Below are 19408 nucleotides of genomic sequence, written 5' to 3' on the forward strand. Positions count from 1 at the left end.
TGGGCAACCTGTGCTGATGATGGTTATCAGCGCAGGTGTGCGTCAGTACTGGTTCTTGCTCGAGTTGGCGTTACAAAACAATGTCGTCGATCAGGTGACCCTCCCCAGGCATGGGTCATCATAGGAGGTCAGCGGAGCGTGCTCAGTTCATGTTCTGCGCTATATACGAAGGGCAACCAAGCCCTCATTTCTTGCTGGGGCGGTTGATGAAACAAGGGCGGTTTTGGGCATTCATGCTGATGTTGGTGATTCTGGCGGGCTGCGCTACCGCACCGCCAAGGGATCAGGGCAACCTCTGCAGTATCTATCGCCAATACCCTGACTGGTACGAAGACTCGCTAGAGATGCAGAAGCAGTGGGGTACGCCGCAACATGTGGCGATGGCGATCATGAAGCAGGAAAGCAGTTACATCCACGATGCGCTGCCACCGCGGGACTACCTGCTGTGGGTGATTCCGTGGGGGCGTGTCAGCTCGGCCTATGGTTATGCACAGGCTCAGGACCCAGTCTGGGGTGAGTACAAGGCTGGTACGGGCAATGGCGGCTCGCGGGACAACTTCGATGATGCGGTCATGTTCATTGGCTGGTACACCGCAGGTACCCAGCGTCAGTTGGGGATTTCCAAATGGGACACCTATAACCAGTACCTGGCCTACCACGAGGGCCGTGGTGGTTTCAGTCGCGGCAGCTACCGCGCCAAGCCCTGGCTGATGCAGGTCGCGCGCAAGGTGGAGCAGCAGGCCAAGGTTTATGGTGCACAGCTCAAGCAGTGCCGGGCGGAGCTTGAGGATGATCGCGGCTGGTTTTGATGCTGTCGATGGCTGGGTCCGTACTGGCTGTTAGTTACGGGGTGTTCGGCAGATCAATCGGCCACTACCCAGCGGCTTTGCAGGGCAAACCACAATGTCGCCACGTCGGCGGTACTGTCCATGGATCGGCCGCTGATCGTTTCAATCCGGCGGATGCGATAAACCAGCGTCTGCTTGTGCACATGCAGGCGTTTGGCGGCGTGCAGCCACGAGCGGTTTTCTTCGAGAAACACCTGCAGTGTCTGAAGCAGGGCAGTGCCTTGTGCTTGGTCATAGGCATGCAGCGCGCCCAGCACCGAGCGGAAAGCACGCATGGCTTCGTCCGGGGTGCGCGGCAGCCAGGGGGTGTCGGTTTCCAGTTCTGCAAAGCAGCACACCCGGCGCTGGGCGTGGGTATGGGCGCAGGCCAGCAGGGCTTCACGCAGCGCTTCTGCACTGCGCTGCAAACTTTGCAGGGGGGCGCTTGAGCCCAGGTTCAGGTCAAGTTGCTCGCTCAGCAACGGCTGCAAACCATCGGCGTGCAACAGGATGAGTTCTTCCCCCTGAATACGTACCAGCAAGCGCTCGTTCAGAAGCTTGAGCAGCGTTTCAGTTTTGCCGTGCAGGCCCGGTGCTCGGGCCACGCTGAAAACGGCTTGATTCAAGCTCAGCCCGGGTAACTGCTCGTGCAGCCGCTGGTTGGCCTGCTCGTGGCCGAGGCGCTGGTGCAGCAGGTCATCTATCAACTCCGAGCCCAGTCGTAAACGGCGTTCACGCTCGGCTTGGCGGCGTTGTACTTCCAGGCCAAGCACCGCGGTTAGGTGATGCAACAGGCCATAGTCGGGCAAGCGATCGCCGGTCACCACCAGTAGGCAACTCTGATCGGTCGACAGCTCAATGCTCAACGCTTCGCCTTGCGGCAAGGTGTGGCGGCGCAGCATCGGTTGTTGTTCGCCATGCCGGGGGCGGCTGGCAAGCAGCGCGGTGCGCTGAGTGTCGGGCAGGGGAGCGAGTTGTTCGTCCCAGGGCAGGAGTGTTTCGAGCACAAGCACATAGAGGCGACATTGAATGTCGGTTTCCAAACGCTCAACCAATGCCGCCAGGCTCAGGCCGGTGATGCTCAGTCTGGCGCTTTCATACACCCGTGCCAGCGCGCTGCGGCGCTGGTATTCCTCTTTCTGGTTGGCATCGATGATTGCTCGGGTCACGGCCGCGAACGGTACGCCGTACTCGGTCAGCATTACCGGAAAACCCAATTGCTGGGCGCAGTCGGCAAGGGCATCGAGGTTGTCGGGCGCCTGCATGTGCTCGCCAATCATCATGCCGGCGATGCCCGCGTCGGCAAGCCGTTGCACATACTCGCGTTGCGCCTGGGGCTCAGCGGGAACGCCAAGGCCGGTGGTCATCAGCACATCGCCTTCTCCCAGCCATTCGCTGGGGTCGGGCAACTCGCAAACGTGAGCCCAGCGCACTTCGCGCTCAAGGCCATCGGCTCCGCTCAAAAGGTGAGAGCGGAGCTCGGGGAGGGCAATCAAGTCACGGATGTGAAGTGACATGCTCAGGCTGCTCCAGTGGGTAACGCAGGGGGCCGGGATCATCCGGCCCGTGAGTCGCGTCATCACCAGCTGGAAGGTAGCATTCCGATGGCGGACAGCACCGCATACACGCCGCTAAAGGCGAAGATTACGATGATGCCGGCCTGAATGATTGGATGAGCATACCAGCCACATTTGAACGCAGGTTCTTTATCGCCATGCTTGCGTGCGGCATTGAGCAGCAGTACCGGAATGATGCCCATCAACACGCCGCCGAAGGTACCGGCGAAGTACAACGCATTGACGAAGCCGCTGACACCCGAATAGGCAAGGATGAAGGGTGGAATCGCCACCACCGCCAGCACCATCAGGCGTTTGCCGCGATGGCTTTCATCGCCTAGACGGAAGTGATCGAAGATGTTGGTGAACAGGCATCCGCCCAGGCCCCAGTACGAGGTGAGCATGGCCAGCAGGGCGAAGGTGTTGGCAACGTAGTAGGCCCACTGGCCCAACGAACGGCCCCAACTGAGGGTGGCAACCTCGCTGAGGTTTTCGGTGCCCACCAGGGCAATGACCGATGCCGGGATAGCGGCCACCAGCACGAAGGTCAGCAGCATGCCGCCGATGATCAGACGTGGCAGGCGCTTGGGAGTGTCCAGGTTGCCGCGCACCAGCTCAGGTACCAGGAACTGCGCACCGAATACAAAGACCGCCAGGTTGAACACCGGTACCACGTACTGCCACTGGCTCTGCCACAGGTGCATGAGTTGCGTGTCTTCATGCATTACCGTCGCGCCAATCAGCAGGCAGACAATCATCACCATGCCGGCGCTGATCAGCTTTTCCGCCACGCCCAAGGCTTTGAGGCCCAGGTACAGCACCAAAGCTGAGGGGACAAAGAAGATCAGGCTGCCCATTTGCCGACTCAAGCCGAACTGGCCGAAGAAGTCGGTAAGGATGTTGCCGCTGCCGGTCATGTAGGCGATCAGCGCGCCGTAGCTATTGGCGGCCACGGCGATGAAAATCAGCCAGCCGCCGAACGGCCCGAGGTATTTTCGTGACAGGCCGCTCAGTTGTTTGTTTTCACGGGTGCGCAGGCAGGTCTCGGCCACGTAGAGCATGGTGATAATGCAAAACAGGCAGGTGATGGCCAGGCACGCCAGCAAGGGTATGTAGCCGACCTTGCGCGCGGCGAAGGCCATGCTCAGCACACCGGCGCCGATGTTCGTGCCGATGATGATGCCGATGGTTTCCATTCGCCCAAGGGCGTGGGCCTTCAGTCCCGAAGGCGCTTCGATAGGTTGTTGTACACCCACTTATTGTTACCTCGTTTTGTATGTGGGAAGCGTGGCCGGTCAACAGCTCACTCAAGAATCACGTAGGTTTTGCGAACAGTTTGCTCAATGGTCCAGGTGCCTTGGGTATTGGCAGGGAAGTACAAGGCGTCTCCGGCGCTAAAGGCCACCGGCTCGCCTTGATCGGGTGCGAAGCGGCCACTGCCGCTAACGATGTAGCTGTATTCGGCCTGTGCTACCTGGCGCCGGAAGCTGCCTGGGCTGCATTCCCAAACCCCCGTGGTGCCGCGCCCGTCGGGCAGTTGCTGGTGTGCTGCGGTACGCGCCCGGGCAACGGGTGAGTGCAGCGGGTCGCCGAGGGCGGTTGCCTCGCCAAAGGTCAGCGGAGCATGGGTGGCAATACGAACGATCGACATGATTGAAGTCCTCAGGCTTTGTCTTCGAGTCCGGCCGGCGCAAGGCTGGCCAGAAAGCGGTCCAGGGCGGCAGGCGCAGCGCCGGCCAGTTCCGAACGTTCTTTGCGGATGACGGCGTTGCGCACCAACGAGCCGCCCCAGTAGCGGATAGGCTCGGGCGGAAAGGTGCGGCAGTTGCGCTCAACCAGCGGGCAATTGCTCCACGCGTCTGCACGGCCGAGGGCCAGGCTTGCCAGAATGCGCCCACCCAGGCGACTGGGGCCGACACCGTTACCGCTCCAGCCAATGCCGTAATGAATGTTGTCGTGGGCGTTCAAGCGCCCGAACACCGGCAAGCTGTCGTATGTTCTGTCGATAGGGCCGGACCATTGCGCGGCAATCGATGCTTTACCGAGCATGGGGTAGGTGCGGCGCAGGTCGGCCTCGGTCAGCGCCAGGCTAGCGGCATCTTCGCTGAACACTTCGCCAATTTTTGAACCGAAACTCAGAGCGCCAGTGCCTTTGCCGAAGGCGATACGGCCGTCGCGGGTGGTGCGGTAGTAATCCACCATCAGTTGTGAGTCGGTGATGGCCTCGCCACCGGTCCAGCCGATGTCGGCCAAACGCTGTGGCATCGCTTCGGTGGTCACGATGGAGCTGTTGACCGGCACAATCAGCTTCGCCAGTGCCGGGATCGTTGCCGCCCAGGCGTTGACGGCCAGCACCACAGAGCGGGCCCGCAGGTTAGCCTGGGCGGTCTTCACCAAGGCGGGTTGGCCGGGTTCAATGTCGCTCACGCCCGTGCCTTCGTGAATCTCGACCCCCATGGTCAACGCCACGCGACGCATGCCTTCGACCAGCAACGCGGGCTGTACCGTGGCATTGCTGCGCTCGAATACACCGGCCAGGTGTACCGCTGACCCGGTGCGCTGCGCTACTTCCTTGGCATCAAGCCGCTCGAAAGGCTGCACGCCCAAGCGTTCGCAGGCTGCAAGGGTGCCGTTCCAGGTGTCGATATGCTGCGAAGTAGTTGCCGTCCATAACCAACCGCTTTGCTGAAAATGGGCGTTGATGCCGTGGCGTTTGCAGAACTCACCCAGCTCTGTGATCGCTTGCTCAGCATTGTTGCCGAGGAACAAGGCTTGCTCTTTGTTGCAGAAGCCGCGCAAGGTGCCGATCTTCGGCCACCATGACATGACGAAACCACCATTGCGCCCGGAAGCGCCGCCGCCGCACACATGCTGTTCGAGCACCATGACGCGGGCGTCCGGTTCAAGCTCTTTGATGGTCATGGCCGTCCACAGCCCGACAAAACCACCGCCGATAATCACGACATCCGCGTCATGGTTGCCTGTGAGTGGGGCTGTACTGTTGGCGAGCAGATCGGTGGCTGACATCCAGTGGCTGGGTTTCAGCGGAGGGGTAAGCGTTAGTTTCATTGTGAGCCCCTGGCTAGTGGAATGCGGGCCAGTGTCAACGGGGGCATGCGGTGCGACAATTAGACGCTTTTAGGAATTAGTACCGGGTGCTCATACGATCGTACGAAGTCGTGGTGCACCGCCAGTGATGGGCGTGCCTCACGGCAAGGTTCCTGGCTCACCGTAAAGCCAGGCGTTGCTGCCGCTTCACACCAGATAGCAGAGCACGTTAATCCTAGTAATCAGCACTAAATTACCTATTATGTATTGAAAATAGAGGTAATAAGAACTTTATTGCCGACTAACGGCCGGTGCACTATATTAAGCAGTACTAAAGTACCGACTTTCGAGGGCGTCATGGCAGAGCAACTTACTCTACAAACCTACGTAGAGGGACGATGGCATGACGCTTTGATTCTTACCGCTCAAAATGGTACGCGTGTGGCTGAAGGGCGCTTCTCCGCTGCCTATGACCAAGGCTATTTGCTGGCGTTCATCGAAAGCATTGAGTCCATTTTCGAGCCCGCGGTAAGTGTGAATCTACCGTTGAGCTGGACGAACACGGACACCGTCGGCTATCCGGCATTTGTCTATGACATCGTCCCCGCCGGTGCGGCGCGCAGATCCCTCGAAGCGCGTTTCGGGCACGAGAAGCCTGAGGGAATGGACATGGAGTTGTTCCTGTTCAAACGGTGCACGCCGGCGCCCATTGGCCATTTACGGATCAAAGAGTCGGCCGAACTGATCGACTCTGCCAGAGACATAGCCTTTGCTCGGCAAAACGTCGTAGAGCGATCCAACGATTTTCTCGAATACGCGTATGAACTAGGTGCGGCAATGGGCGGTGCAACGGGTGCTCAGGGAGAGGCGCCGAAGTTGCTCATGACCGAGGATGTGGATGGCGGTTTGCACGCTGATGCAGTGCTCGCAGACAACCAGGCTTATCGTCACTGGCTGGTGAAGTTCGCTCGCAACAAAGTCACCGAGCGCGACAGAGACATCCTGCGTGCCGAGTTCCATTATTATCGGGCGATTGCGGCACTGGGCCTTGATACCGTCTCAACCAATGGGTTGGCGCTGGAGGAAGCCGAGAAACCGAGTCTTTGGATGCCGCGCTTCGATAGATGTGTAGAGGACGGCAAGGTAGAGCGCATCGCAATGGAGTCGATCTATTCAGTGTGCGCAAATACCGTGCCTGGCTCTGCTATGAGGCATGAAAACGTGATAAAGCGCCTGTGCCAGTTGTGGAAAGCCAATCAGCAAGCTGATGAGATCGAAGACCTTGTTTTCGAATACGTACGTCGCGATCTGCTCAACCGAATTTTGGGCAACTCTGACAACCATGGCCGCAATACATCGATCTTTCATCACAAGGGTCGGCTGCAACTGGCACCTATCTATGACCTGGCACCGATGGTGCTTGATCCTGAAGGCGTTACTCGAGTAACAAAGTGGCAGAGTGAGCGCGCTGGCGCCCCTGATTGGCACTCTGTGTGCGCCTCATTTGATGGCCTGCTCGACTCGAATTACCTGATGAGCCGATTAAGGCGTGCAGCTGAGGATTTCCGTGCGCTTCCTGGTCTGCTCAGCGAGATGCCGGAGAGTGTACGTACCGCGCAGTCAATTCCTTTGAACAATTTGGATGTCCGTTTAGGTGAATGGGGGCTGCGATGAAAACCATCTCGATCGAAGAACGCCAGAGGCTGATTGAGGACATCACGCAGCAGAATATAACCGGCCGGGAAACCCTGGGGATTTCGATTCGTCGCTTGCGCGTCGAGGTGACCGGGCTCGATCAGGCGACTTTTGCCACTATGTGCAAAATGTCGACGAAAGCGCTTTATCAGTTGGAAACTGACAGGGGTAATCCCACGATCAATACGCTCAATGGCATTTTGCGCATCTTCGGCATGAGGATGACCTTAGGCGCAATCATCAGTGCCCCGATCCAAGGCGCGCAAGAGCAGGTGATTATCAAGAAGCGCGGTGCCCGGCCAGCGTCACGAAAAGCCAGCGCCTAAGTGAGAGCCTTGCGTCAGACGACTTGCGTCCAACCAAACAACTCACACGCATTGCGCGTGCTCACCTCGGCCAAGCGCTCCGGCGTAATGCCGATTATTTGCGCCAGTGCCTCGGCGATGTGTGGCAAATGCTCCGGGCTGTTGCGTAGGCCGGCGAACATTGCCGGGGCCATGTCCGGGGCGTCGGTCTCCAGTACCAGGCTTTCCAGCGCCAGTTGCGGCAGTACTTTGTGCAGGCGCAAGGCTTGCGGCCAGGTTGCGGCGCCGCCCAGGCCCAGTTTGAAGCCAAGCTTGTGGTATTCGCGGGCCTCTTCTACGCTGCCGGCAAACGCATGGATGATGCCGCCGCGCTGGAGTTTGTAGCGTTTGAGGGTGGCAATCACCGCAGCATGACTGCGCCGCACGTGAAGCAGGGCGGGCAGGTTGAAGTCGACGGCCAGTTGCAGTTGCGCTTCAAACCAATGCTGCTGGCGCTCGCGATCAAGCTCGGGCAGGTAGTAGTCCAGGCCAAATTCGCCCACGGCGCACAGTTGGCGCTCGCCACGCAGCCGGCTCAACCAGTCGCCCAGCTCCTGCAGGTGTTGCGGGCGATGCTGGTCGAGGTACACCGGGTGCAGGCCGAAAGCGGCGAACAGGTTGGGGTCGCTGCTGACCAGTTCCCAAACCCGCTGCCAGTTGTCCTGGTACACGCCCAGCACCACCATGCGTTCGACACCCACGGCCCTGGCCTTGGCCAACAGCGCCGTACGGTCAGGGTCGAAGTCTGGAAAATCCAGATGAGTGTGGGTGTCGATCAGGCGCATGGTCAGGCCTTGATGATTCGTTGTTTGAAGGTTCGACTTACGGCATGCACGCCGGGTTCGTATTGTTTTTCTTCCACGGCGGCCAGGGCCAGTTTCAGTGCGGTTTCAGCCATTACCCCATGCTGTTGGGCCATGGCGTTGACCGGCAGCGGCAGGAAGTCGAGCAACTGGTTGTCACCAAAGGTGCCCAGTTGCAGGCTGCGCGAGTCGGCCGGACGCGTTTGCAGTACGTCGAACACGCCCTGCAGCAGCACATAGGAGGTGGTGATCAGGGCATCGGGCAAGCCGCCCAGTTCGCTGAGCAATTGGTTCATCAGGCGTTGGCCGCATTCGCGGCTGAAGGCTTCGCCCTGATAATGGCTGACGTTGCCGCTGAAGCCTTGCAGGGCTTCATCGAAACCGCCTGCGCGTGCCTGACTGACGCTCAGCTCCGGGCGGGCGCCGATCAGGGCAATGTGCGCCGGCTTGCTGGCGAGCAGGCTGCGGGTCAGTTGCAGGCTGGCGTTGCGGTCATCGCTGACCACCGAGCAGAAGTGCTCCGGGTCCAGGCCACGGTCGATGGCGATAATCGGCAGGCCCTTGGCCTGCAACTGGCGATAGCTGTCGTCGCCAGCCGGCAGGCAGCTGGCAACGAACAGTGCATCGCAGCGACGGGCGCGAAACAGCTGCTGCAACTGGCGCTCGCTGTCTGGCTGGTCGTCGCTGCTGGCAATCAGCAGTTGATAACCCTTGGCCCGCGCACCTTGTTCCAGTTGCTTGGCAATGCGTGCGTAGCTGGGGTTTTCCAGGTCCGGGAGGATGAACCCCAGGGTCTTGGTGTGACGGCTACGCAAGCCTGCCGCCTGCGGGTTAGGCGTGAAGCCATGGGCCTCAACCACCGCGCGCACGCGCTCTACCGTACTGTTGCTGATACGTTGCTGTTCGGCCTTGCCATTGATGACATAGCTGGCAGTGGTTACGGACACACCGGCCAGACGGGCTATATCGCTGAGTTTCACCGCAAATTCCTTGTTATACCGGGGCTGCTTGCACAGCCTGACCGGGAATTGTCGCCGATCCTGTGTTCACGGCGCAGACGACCATTGTCGCAATTGTCCGACAAGATGGGGCTTCATTGATCGAAGATTATCGAGTAACGTGCTCACAATTGCAGATTAAACGTTTCAGCAGGCGATTTTTCTGCCGAACCACCGCCTGCCGTGGGCCGCGAGCAACTGGCCCTATGCTGAAAAATTCACAACAATACCTCAGCACCCATTTGGTGCTGTAAAGGAGAAGGTCATGCTCGAGCTCACTGTGGAGCAGATATCCATGGGCCAGACGGCTGTGGATAAGTCGGCGGCGCTGCAGCTTCTGGCCGAGCACCTGGTCCGTGACGGCCTGGTTGCCGAGGGCTACTTGGCGGGCCTGCAAGCCCGCGAGGCGCAGGGCTCGACCTTTCTTGGCCAAGGTATTGCGATTCCCCACGGCACCCCGCAAACCCGCGACCAGGTTTTTACCACGGGTGTGCGCCTGTTGCAGTTTCCCGACGGCGTGGACTGGGGTGATGGCCATCGGGTGTACCTGGCGATCGGTATCGCCGCCCGCTCCGATGAACACCTGCGTTTGCTGCAACTGCTCACCCGTGCCCTGGGTGAAACCGATCTGGCCGAGGCGTTGCGCCGGGCGAGTTCCGCCGAGGCCCTGCTGAAGTTGCTGCAAGGCGCCCCGCAGGAACTGGCCCTGGATGCACAAATGATTGGCCTGGGCGTGCCCGCTGAAGACTTTGACGAACTGGTCTGGCGGGCTGCGCGTTTGTTGCACCGCGCTGAATGTGTGAACGGCAGCTTTGCCGGGGTGTTGCACAAGGTCGAGCCGCTGCCGCTGGGCGAGGGCTTGTGGTGGCTGCATAGCGAGCAGGCTGTGCGTCAGCCAGGGCTGGCGTTTGTTACGCCACAACAACCACTGCGTTATCGCGACCAGCCGCTGCTGGGGCTGTTTTGCCTGGCCAGCCTGGGCGCTGCGCATCAGGCGTTGCTTGAGCGTTTATGCTCGCTGTTGATAGAAGGCCGCGGTCAGGAACTGGGCCGTGCCACCAGCAGCCGTGCAGTGCTGGAAGTGTTGGGGGGCGAGTTGCCAGGCGACTGGCCGAGCGTACGCATTGGCCTTGCCAACGCCCATGGCTTGCACGCGCGTCCGGCCAAGGTGCTGGCGCAATTGGCCAAGGCCTTTGAGGGCGAGATTCGCCTGCGTGTGCTCGACAGCGGCCAGCCGGCCGTGTCGGCCAAGAGCCTTAGCAAGTTGCTCAGCCTCGGCGCCCGACGTGGTCAGGTGCTGGAGATTATTGCCGAGCCCAGTGTCGCCGCCGATGCTCTGCCAGCTTTGCAGGCGGCTATCGAGGAAGGCTTGGGTGAGGAGGTCGAGGCGCTGGCGACGGTGGTTGAAGCCGCGCCGGCGCCACTGGCCGAACCTGAACTGCTCGCCCCTGTGGCGGGTGCGGTGATTCAGGGCGTGGCTGCTGCGCCCGGCATCGCCTGTGGCCCGGCGCATATTCAGGTCGTGCGTGAATTCGACTATCCCCTGCGCGGTGAGTCGCTGCCAATTGAACGCCAGCGTTTGCAGCAGGCGCTGGCGACGGTCAATGCAGAGATCGAAGCGCTGATTCAGCGCAGCCAGGCCAAGGCCATTGGCGAAATTTTCATCACCCACCAGGAAATGCTTGCCGACCCCGAACTCAGCGACGAAGTCGATCAGCGTCTGCGCCAGGGCGAGAGTGCGCCAGCGGCCTGGATGGCCGTGATCGACGCTGCAGCGCGTCAACAGGAAGCCTTGCAGGATGCTTTGTTAGCCGAGCGTGCTGCCGACCTGCGCGACATTGGTCGGCGGGTGTTGGCCCAGCTCTGTGGTGAAGCGGATGCGCCAGTGCCAGAGCAAGCTTATGTGTTGGTGATGGAGGAGGTGGGACCGTCGGATGTTGCCCGTCTCGACCCAACCCGCGTCGCCGCGATTCTTACCGCGCGTGGTGGGGCCACCGCCCATAGCGCGATTGTCGCCCGTGCGCTCGGCATTCCGGCGGTGGTCGGGGCTGGCGATGCGGTGTTGCTGATTGCTCCGGGCACCACGTTGTTGCTCGATGGTCAGCGCGGGCGCCTGCAGGTGGCGCCGCCCGCCGATGAGTTGCAGCGCGCCCTGGCTGAACGCGAACGCCGCGAGCAGCGCTTGCAACTGGCTCGAGAGCATCGCCTGGAGCCGGCAGTCACCCGCGATGGGCATGCCATCGAAGTGTTCGCCAACATAGGCGATAGCAAAGGTATTGATGCCGTGGTTGATCACGGCGCCGAAGGCGTCGGCCTGCTGCGCACCGAACTGATTTTCATGGCCCACCAGCAAGCCCCGGATGAAGCGGTGCAAGAGGCCGAGTACCGCCGGGTGCTCGATGGGCTGAAGGGACGGCCACTGGTGGTGCGCACCCTGGATGTGGGCGGCGACAAACCGTTGCCGTATTGGCCGATTGCCAAGGAAGAGAACCCGTTTCTCGGTGTGCGCGGTATTCGCCTTACCCTGCAACGTCCGCAGGTAATGGAAAGTCAGTTGCGGGCGTTGTTGCGCGCCGCTGATGATCGTCCGCTGCGCATCATGTTTCCGATGGTCGGCCAGCTTGAAGAGTGGCAACAGGCCAAGGCGATGGTCGATCGCTTGCGCGAAGAAATCAGCGTCACTGATTTGCAGGTCGGCATCATGATCGAGGTGCCATCGGCGGCGCTGCTGGCGCCAGTGCTGGCCCGCGAGGTGGACTTCTTCAGCATTGGTACCAACGACCTGACCCAATACACCTTGGCCATCGACCGTGGTCACCCCAGCCTTTCGGCCCAGGCCGATGGCTTGCACCCGGCGGTGTTGCAACTGATCGACATCACCGTGCGTGCCGCCCATGCCCATGGCAAGTGGGTGGGCGTGTGCGGTGAGCTGGCGGCGGACCCGCAGGCGGTTGCAGTGTTGTTGGGGTTGGGTGTCGATGAACTGAGCATTGCTGCGCGCAGCATTGCCGAGGTCAAGGCCCAGGTCCGTGAACTGAATTATGAACACGCCCGGCAGCTTGCCCAGCAAGCGCTGCTACAGGGCAGTGCCAGCGCCGTACGCGCGTTGGTGGAGAAAAACTGAATGGCCAAGATACTCACCCTTACCCTCAACCCGGCGCTGGATCTCACGGTTAGCCTGGAGACTCTGCACAGTGGTGTGGTCAACCGCAGCCAGGCCCAGCACAGCCATGCGGCGGGCAAGGGCCTGAATGTTGCGCAGGTGCTGGCGGACCTTGGCCACAGCGTTACCGTCGGCGGCTTTCTGGGGGCCGATAATCTTCAGCCTTTTGAAAGCCTGATCGCCCGGCGTGGCTTTGCCGACTGCTTTGTCCGCGTACCGGGGGAAACCCGGTGCAACATCAAGCTGGTCGAAGCCGACGGTCGTGTCACCGATATCAACGGTCCGGGACCGCAGGTGGATGCCCACGCCTGTGAGCAATTGCTGAGCAAGCTCAGCCACATTGCGCCCGGTCACGACGCCGTGGTGGTCGCAGGCAGTCTGCCGCGTGGGCTCAGCCCGCAGTGGCTGCAGCAACTGCTCGCGCAGCTCAAGGCCATGGGCCTGAAGGTGGCGTTGGACAGCAGCGGTGAAGCCCTGCGAGAAGGGCTGAAAAGTGCGCCCTGGCTGGTCAAGCCCAATACCGATGAGTTGGGTGAAGTGCTGGGCAGCAGCGTGCACTCTTTTGCCGAGCAACACGCAGCGGCCGGCCAACTGCTTGCCCAGGGTGTGGAGCATGTTGTGGTTTCCCAGGGGGAGCATGGGGTCAACTGGTTCCAGGCAGGCGGGGCGCTTACCGCGGTGCCGCCAACGGTCAAGGTGGCCAGCACGGTCGGTGCCGGTGATTCACTGTTGGCGGGCATGGTTCATGGCTTGCTCAGCGCAACCACTGGCGAACACACCTTGCGCCTGGCCACTGCGATTGCCGCCCAGGCGGTAACCCAAATCGGTTTTGGCATCAACGACCGCGCGCAGCTGGCGCAGTTGGAGTGCGACGTGCGTGTGGGCCAGCCACAACAAGAGGGTTGCAGATGAACATTGCCATCGTCACCGCTTGCCCAAACGGCCAGGTTTCCAGTGTGCTCAGTGCGCGTTTGCTGGCAGCCGCTGCCCAGCGTTTGGGCTGGAGCACCAGTGTTGAAGTGCATGACCCACAGAATCCGCAGCAGCAATTGTCTGCAGCGGTGATTGCTGCTGCAGACTGGGTGCTGGTGGTCAACAGTGGCCCGTTGGATTTGCAACGCTTTGCCGGAAAGCGCTTGTTCCAAAGCACCCCGGCCCAGGCGCTCAGCGATGTTCAGCACTTTTTGCGCCAGGCGGCGGAGCAGGCAGATGTTTACCAGCCGCTTGCCGATGCCCCGCCCGAGGCTGGCGAACGCAGCGCAAAAATTGTCGCCATCACCGCCTGCCCAACCGGCGTGGCCCACACCTTCATGGCGGCTGAAGCCTTGCAACAGGCGGCGCAGCAACTGGGTTACCAACTGACGGTGGAAACTCAGGGCTCGGTCGGTGCGCGCAACCCATTGCCGCTTGCTGCCATTGCCGAAGCAGATGTGGTGTTGTTGGCCGCAGACATCGAGGTGCCTACCGAACGTTTTGCCGGTAAGCGTATTTATCGCTGTGGCACCGGCGTGGCCTTGAAGCAGGCCCAGGCCACGCTGAACAAAGCCCTGGCCGAAGGCCGCGAGGAGTCGGCGGCGCAAGGCGCCAATAGTGCCGCTGCACGCAGCGAAAAAACCGGGGTGTACAAGCATCTGCTCACCGGGGTTTCGTTCATGTTGCCGATGGTGGTGGCGGGCGGTTTGTTGATCGCCTTGTCCTTCGTGTTCGGCATCGAGGCCTTTAAAGAGCCCGGCACCTTGCCCGCTGCGTTGATGCAGATCGGCGGTGAGGCGGCGTTCAAACTCATGGTGCCGTTGCTGGCAGGCTATATCGCCTACTCGATTGCCGACCGTCCGGGACTGGCGCCGGGAATGATCGGTGGGTTGCTGGCAAGCACCCTGGGTGCCGGCTTTATCGGCGGCATCGTCGCAGGCTTTCTGGCTGGTTACAGCGCCAAGGCCATCAGCCGCTGGGTGCGTTTACCCACCAGCCTGGATGCGCTCAAACCGATTTTGATCATTCCCTTGCTGGCCAGTCTGTTCACCGGTCTTGTGATGATCTATGTGGTTGGCAAACCGGTGGCGGGCATGCTCGAAGGCCTTACGCACTTTCTCGACAGCATGGGCACCACTAATGCCATCCTGCTCGGCGTGCTGTTGGGCGGGATGATGTGCGTCGATCTGGGTGGCCCGATCAATAAGGCAGCATATGCATTTTCGGTCGGCCTGCTGGCCTCGCAGAGCTATGCACCGATGGCGGCAACCATGGCCGCTGGCATGGTGCCGCCAATCGGCCTGGGCATTGCCAGTTTCATTGCCCGACGCAAGTTCGCCCAGAGCGAGCGCGAAGCGGGCAAGGCGGCTTTTGTATTGGGCTTGTGCTTCATCTCGGAAGGGGCGATTCCCTTTGCCGCTAAAGATCCGCTGCGGGTGATTCCAGCCAGTATTGCCGGGGGAGCATTGACCGGCGCGTTGTCGATGTACTTCGGCTGCAAACTGATGGCGCCGCATGGCGGGTTGTTCGTCATGCTCATCCCTAATGCCATCAACCATGCCTTGCTGTACTTGCTGGCAATTGTGGCGGGCAGTCTGCTCACGGCGGTGGTCTATGCCGTGCTCAAACGAAGCGAAGGGGTGGAATTGGCCGTGCAACCGGTCAAGGTCTAGGTTCGCTGGGCGCGGCGCAGGGGCACCAGCAGATCGCCCAGACCGTTGTGGTCGATCTCGTGCATCAGCGCCAGAAGCCCGCCAAGCTCGCCATTGGGAAAACCCTGGCGCGCGAACCAGGCCAGGTAATGGCCGGGGAGGTCGGCGATCAGCCGGCCTTTATATTTGCCGAACGGCATTTCGCGGGTAACCAGCAGTTTGAGCGTTTCAGGATTCATGCCATGGAGTTCTGCAAAGGGATGGCCCGAACATACATGCAATCTGCATGAAGGCCAAAGCCCAGTTCATGCAGAACGCTTGGGTTCTGATAGTTCAATTAATCATAAGCCTTTGATAAACATAGATTTATTTTTGTTATCAAGACTGGCACGAACACTGCTCTATCTCTATGCATCTTCCCTCATGCAAAGGAGCAGTGTCATGACCGATACCAATAAAGATGTTATCTCGGTGCTCAACGAACTGATCGAGTACAGCAAAGATGGTGAGAAAGGCTTCAAAACCTCCGCTGAGGATGTGAAGAATCCTGAGCTCAAAACTTACTTCCTGCAGCGCGCTGGGGAATGCGCTAGTGCCGCTTCCGAGTTGCAGCATCAGGTGCGCGCCTTGGATGGCGATCCGGAAACCTCTACCAGCGTGAGTGGTGACCTGCACCGTACTTGGGTAAACATCAAGTCGGCGCTAACCGGTAAGGACGAAGAAGCAGTGCTCAACGAAGTCGAGCGCGGCGAGGACCATGCCCTTAAAGCCTACAAGGATGCGCTGGAAAAACTCGGCAAGTTGCATATGGTGCCTGGCAATGAAGTCTATGCGATGGTCGAGCGCCAGTATCACGGTGTGCAGCGTAACCATGATCAGGTGAAGGCGCTGCGCGACCGAGCTCGGGCGCAGTCTTAATCTGCGGTTTCAACGCGATTGCGACCGTTGCGTTTAGCACAATAAAGCGCATCGTCCGCACTGCCCAGTAAGGTCGCCAGATCTTGCTGGGCGCCTGGCGTGTAGCAGCCAATACCGATGCTCACCGTCACCGGTTGGGTGTCTTCGGCAAACATCGGCAATGCCTCGACGCTGCGGCGTATGCGCTCTGCGAGTACCTGCGCGCCTTGGCGCTCGGTTTCCGGTAACACCACCAGAAACTCCTCACCACCGTAGCGGGCTGCCAGATCTGCCGGACGGCGAATGCTGCGGGCAATCGCATCGGCAACCTTGCGCAGGGCTTCATCCCCGCCTTGGTGACCATGACGTTCGTTGAATGCCTTGAAGTGGTCTACATCGACCATCAACACCGCCAATGGCCGGTGGTTGCGCTGGGCGCGCGCCCATTCGCGGCGCAATACCTGATCGAGCTGACGCCGGTTGGCAAGGCCGGTGAGACTGTCGGTGGCTGCCAACTCCGCCAGGTCCTGCTCGGCACTTTGACGTCGACGCAATTCGCGGCCCAGCAGCAAGGTCAGCCAAAGAATGCCGATGCACAGCACCCCGGTGGCAACACCGACCAGTATCACCGTGCGTCGCCACGACTCGAAAACCTCATTGCTGGAACGCGCCACCACCACGATCAGTGGCAGGTCGGCCACCCGTGCAAAGGTGTAGAGCCTGGATTGGCCGGTGCGTGCGGAGAAGCTGGTAAAGCTGCCGCTGCCGTCGGCGCGCAGGCGCTGAAAATTCGGGCGGTCGGAGAAGTTGATGCCAACAAGCGTGTCTTCGGCGACTTTTGATTGGCGGGCCAGCAGCACGCCGTCGGTGTTCATCAAGCTGATGCTGCTTTCATTGCCGATGTCCAGGCGCCGGAACAGCTCGGTGAAGTACGACAGGCGCAAGGCTCCGGCGGCAATGCCGGCAAACTCCCCGTTGGCGCCGTCAATGCGACGGCTGAAGCTGATGCACCAGTCCGGATTGCCCAGGCGTGCCTTGAACGGTGGGCTGATAATCAGTCCCAGGTCTGCATTCTGACGATGGGCCTGGAACACTTTGCTGTCAGCGAAATTGGCTTGGCGTGGTATCACGCTGGCGGAATCGGCCGTCACATCACCCTGGGCGTCGAGCCAGAGAATGTCGCCCCGTGCCGAGTTGGTAAAGGCCTGGTTGAAGTACACCTGTTGGCGCATGTCGGCCGACAAGGCGCGTAGCTGCGGCTGCTTCACTGCCCAGATCAAGCTGCGCAGCGACAGGTCGTAGAGTTCGACATTGCGCACGATGTCGCTTTCGATCAGTTGGACGATGTTGCTTGCCGAGCGCGCGGCGCTTTGCTCGATGTTGCTGCGTTCGCGCATCACCAGGTAGCTGACAATGCTCACTATGGCGAGCACCGCCAAACAACTGCCCAGATTCAGGATCAGCTCCGGATGAGACTTGTACAGAACAGATCGCTTGGATCGAGAGGGCAAAGTCATTGATGCAGCAGCCGAAGACCTTCAAAAGTGTCGCGGCGTGATTACGCGGCGGCAATATTCTAGGGTGCCGCGGATTGTCGGACAAGCGCTTTGCTCGGCAGCCCGCGCTAGAGCTGGCTAGAGCCAGCTCTAGCGCGGGCAACGTATCAGAATACGTTCAGCGGGTAGTCGATGATTACCCGGTATTCGTCGACGTCATTGTCAATCTGCGAATAGCCCTGGCTGCCACGATGGCTGGCCCAGCGCAGCAGCACCGAAAGGTCCTTGAGGTTGCCTTGCTGGAAAACGTACTGCAAGTCGAAGTCCCGCTCCCAGTGCTGGGCGTTTTGACCTTCGGCGTTGTACCAGTGTTCGCCATAGCCGACGCTGTTCGGGTCAACCTTGGTCAGGTCCAACTCACCGCGTGAATAGGAGACGACCGAAGTCAGCCCGGGAATGCCCTGGCCGGCGAAGTCATAGGCATACTTGAGCTTCCACGAGCGCTCGTTGGGGCCGTTGAAGTCCGAGTACATTTGCGAGTTGTCGAGGAACACGCTGTCGCCCTGGTTGATGTAGTCGAACGGGGTGTTGCCGTTGACCCGTTGGTACACCGCAGTAAGGCTGTTGTAGCCGATGTTCACGGTGAAGTGCAGGCTGTAGGTGTTGTTGTCGATGTTGCCAAGCAGCGCCTGGCCGGTGTCCTGGGTGTGATAGAAGTGCAGGCCAGGGTTGAGGCTCAGCAGGTCATTCACTTCATAGGTGTAGTCGAGGTCGAAGTAGTACTGGTTCCAGATATCCTTGAGCTCGGAGGCGTACAGGCTCGATGTCAGGTTCGGTACACCGCTCCAGGCCATCCCGGCCCAGTTCAGGTGACGGCTTTCGCGATCATCCGGCAAGGCCCCGTAGAAGGTGTCGATGCGCCGGTGGCCACTCTGGTTGTACGGCTTGGTGAAACTGGCCTGGCCGGCTTCGAGCATCAGCCCTTTGAAGCTGTTGTTGGTCAGGCTTACACCACGGAAGGTCTGCGGCAGCATGCGCGACTCGCCACCGGCAATTACCGGGTTGGTCAAGAATAAGTCGCCGGCTTTGAGCTCGGTATCGAACGCCTTGAGTTTTAGCGCTGCCCCAGCGGTCGAAAACGCATCAGGGGCTTTTCCCGGCTCGTTATCGCCCTGGGTATTGATCGGCAGAATGCTGCTGCCGGAGGTGCCGGCGCCGCCGTCGAGTTTCAGGCCGAGCATGGCGTGGGCATCAAGGCCGAATCCGACCGTGCCCTGGGTGTAGCCCGACTCGAACTTGCCGATAAAACCTTGTCCCCATTCCCGGTTGTCACGCACGCCGCGGTTCAGTTGGTTGCGGTTCAGGTAGTAATTGCGTGAATGCACGTTAAGGCTGGACCCTTCGACAAAACCTTCGGCTTTTTCCTCATCGGCCTGGGCGTTGAAAGGGATCGTTGCAGCCAGTGCAACGAAGAGGGGTGTGAAGCGTAAAGCAGTGTTCACCGGGTGGACTCCTTGAGGTGACGGTAAGGCAATTTTTTATTGTGCGAATCGTGATCTTGTTATGAACAAACGCACCCGCGGACTGGCACTTTTCGACACGCGAAAAAAAAGCCGCTGATCATTAGCGGCTTTGAAAGACAACCGCACAGGCGCTCAAGTCACCTGTGCGGTTACCAAGGGAGTCAAAGAGACAAACGAGGGGTCTATCAGCTCTCTGCTGCGTCACTCGAAGAAACCTTGGAGGCGGTCTGTTCTGCGGGCTGTGACGACTGGTCACGCTCGGCGGCGAAGGCCTCGCGAGCCTGCTCGTGGACGGCGGCAAGTTGTGCATTGCGAGCGACGAACGCCTGGGATTCCTCGGCCATGGCCAGAGGGGACAATAACAGGGAAGACAGGACGAATACGCTGGCAACACCCATACTGTTGGACATTTTGAAACAGCCTTCTTGCGGTGC

General features: G+C 60.2%; 17 protein-coding genes. 7 read left to right on the plus strand and 10 right to left on the minus strand.

Annotation, left to right across the window (positions count from 1 at the left end):
- Positions 1-206: 206 nt before the first annotated feature.
- On the plus strand, positions 207-809 hold the full coding sequence (locus D3Z90_RS04440) for a hypothetical protein (protein ID WP_136474581.1): 603 nt from the start codon (positions 207-209) through the stop codon (positions 807-809).
- Between the two features lie 53 nt (positions 810-862).
- Here the strand turns inward: D3Z90_RS04440 and D3Z90_RS04445 are convergent, their stop codons facing one another.
- The 4 genes from D3Z90_RS04445 to D3Z90_RS04460 form a co-directional block, all read right to left on the minus strand.
- The gene (locus D3Z90_RS04445; RefSeq protein WP_136474582.1) at positions 863-2344 is read right to left on the minus strand and encodes a PucR family transcriptional regulator; all 1482 of its coding nucleotides are present in this window, start codon (positions 2342-2344) and stop codon (positions 863-865) included.
- A 62-nt stretch (positions 2345-2406) separates the two neighbouring features.
- Complete coding sequence (locus D3Z90_RS04450; RefSeq protein ID WP_371922305.1) at positions 2407-3579, minus strand: aromatic amino acid transport family protein; 1173 nt, start codon at positions 3577-3579, stop codon at positions 2407-2409.
- 107 nt (positions 3580-3686) lie between these two features.
- Positions 3687-4034, minus strand: coding sequence for a cupin domain-containing protein (locus D3Z90_RS04455; RefSeq protein WP_136474584.1), 348 nt, complete (start codon positions 4032-4034; stop codon positions 3687-3689).
- Positions 4035-4045: 11 nt separating this feature from the next.
- Positions 4046-5452, minus strand: coding sequence for an FAD-binding oxidoreductase (locus D3Z90_RS04460; RefSeq protein WP_136474585.1), 1407 nt, complete (start codon positions 5450-5452; stop codon positions 4046-4048).
- Positions 5453-5788: 336 nt separating this feature from the next.
- Here D3Z90_RS04460 and D3Z90_RS04465 point away from each other — a divergent pair, with 336 nt between their 5' ends.
- Positions 5789-7105 (plus strand): type II toxin-antitoxin system HipA family toxin, encoded by a 1317-nt coding sequence (locus D3Z90_RS04465; protein ID WP_136474586.1) that lies wholly within the window; start codon positions 5789-5791, stop codon positions 7103-7105.
- Positions 7102-7452, plus strand: a complete 351-nt coding sequence (locus D3Z90_RS04470) for a helix-turn-helix domain-containing protein (RefSeq protein WP_136474587.1) — start codon at positions 7102-7104, stop codon at positions 7450-7452. The genes D3Z90_RS04465 and D3Z90_RS04470 overlap by 4 nt, the downstream gene beginning before the upstream one ends.
- Before the next feature lie 14 nt (positions 7453-7466).
- Here the strand turns inward: D3Z90_RS04470 and D3Z90_RS04475 are convergent, their stop codons facing one another.
- Both D3Z90_RS04475 and cra read right to left on the minus strand, forming a co-directional pair.
- Positions 7467-8255, minus strand: a complete 789-nt coding sequence (locus D3Z90_RS04475) for a TatD family hydrolase (protein ID WP_136474588.1) — start codon at positions 8253-8255, stop codon at positions 7467-7469.
- Between the two features lie 2 nt (positions 8256-8257).
- Positions 8258-9253 (minus strand): catabolite repressor/activator, encoded by a 996-nt coding sequence (gene cra / locus D3Z90_RS04480; RefSeq protein WP_136474589.1) that lies wholly within the window; start codon positions 9251-9253, stop codon positions 8258-8260.
- A gap of 283 nt (positions 9254-9536) precedes the next feature.
- Between cra and ptsP the strand changes: the two genes are divergently transcribed.
- From ptsP to D3Z90_RS04495, 3 genes are read left to right on the plus strand one after another with little or no spacing between them, the layout of a single operon-like run.
- Positions 9537-12395 carry a phosphoenolpyruvate--protein phosphotransferase gene (gene ptsP / locus D3Z90_RS04485; protein WP_136474590.1) on the plus strand — a complete coding sequence of 953 codons (2859 nt, stop codon included), beginning with the start codon at positions 9537-9539 and terminating at the stop codon, positions 12393-12395.
- Entirely contained in the window at positions 12396-13346 is a 951-nt protein-coding gene (pfkB, locus tag D3Z90_RS04490; RefSeq protein WP_136474591.1) for a 1-phosphofructokinase, read from the plus strand. It begins immediately after the preceding gene.
- Positions 13343-15079, plus strand: a complete 1737-nt coding sequence (locus D3Z90_RS04495) for a PTS fructose-like transporter subunit IIB (RefSeq protein WP_136474592.1) — start codon at positions 13343-13345, stop codon at positions 15077-15079. The genes pfkB and D3Z90_RS04495 overlap by 4 nt, the downstream gene beginning before the upstream one ends.
- Here the strand turns inward: D3Z90_RS04495 and D3Z90_RS04500 are convergent.
- The gene (locus tag D3Z90_RS04500) at positions 15076-15297 is read right to left on the minus strand and encodes a DUF3820 family protein (RefSeq protein ID WP_136474593.1); all 222 of its coding nucleotides are present in this window, start codon (positions 15295-15297) and stop codon (positions 15076-15078) included. The two genes, D3Z90_RS04495 and D3Z90_RS04500, sit on opposite strands and share 4 nt — an antisense overlap.
- Before the next feature lie 202 nt (positions 15298-15499).
- Between D3Z90_RS04500 and D3Z90_RS04505 the strand changes: the two genes are divergently transcribed.
- On the plus strand, positions 15500-15976 hold the full coding sequence (locus D3Z90_RS04505; protein WP_136474594.1) for a PA2169 family four-helix-bundle protein: 477 nt from the start codon (positions 15500-15502) through the stop codon (positions 15974-15976).
- Here the strand turns inward: D3Z90_RS04505 and D3Z90_RS04510 are convergent.
- From D3Z90_RS04510 to D3Z90_RS04520, 3 genes are all read right to left on the minus strand, one after another.
- Positions 15973-17466 carry a diguanylate cyclase gene (locus D3Z90_RS04510; RefSeq protein WP_136478878.1) on the minus strand — a complete coding sequence of 498 codons (1494 nt, stop codon included), beginning with the start codon at positions 17464-17466 and terminating at the stop codon, positions 15973-15975. The two genes, D3Z90_RS04505 and D3Z90_RS04510, sit on opposite strands and share 4 nt — an antisense overlap.
- Positions 17467-17618: 152 nt before the next feature.
- A complete protein-coding gene (locus tag D3Z90_RS04515) occupies positions 17619-18953 on the minus strand; it encodes an OprD family porin (RefSeq protein ID WP_136474595.1) in 1335 nt (444 codons plus the stop codon).
- Positions 18954-19159: 206 nt separating this feature from the next.
- A complete protein-coding gene (locus D3Z90_RS04520; RefSeq protein ID WP_136474596.1) occupies positions 19160-19384 on the minus strand; it encodes a hypothetical protein in 225 nt (74 codons plus the stop codon).
- Between the last annotated feature and the right edge of the window lie 24 nt (positions 19385-19408).

Source organism: Pseudomonas sp. DG56-2 (assembly GCF_004803755.1).
GTDB classification, from domain to species: domain Bacteria; phylum Pseudomonadota; class Gammaproteobacteria; order Pseudomonadales; family Pseudomonadaceae; genus Aquipseudomonas; species Aquipseudomonas auratipiscis.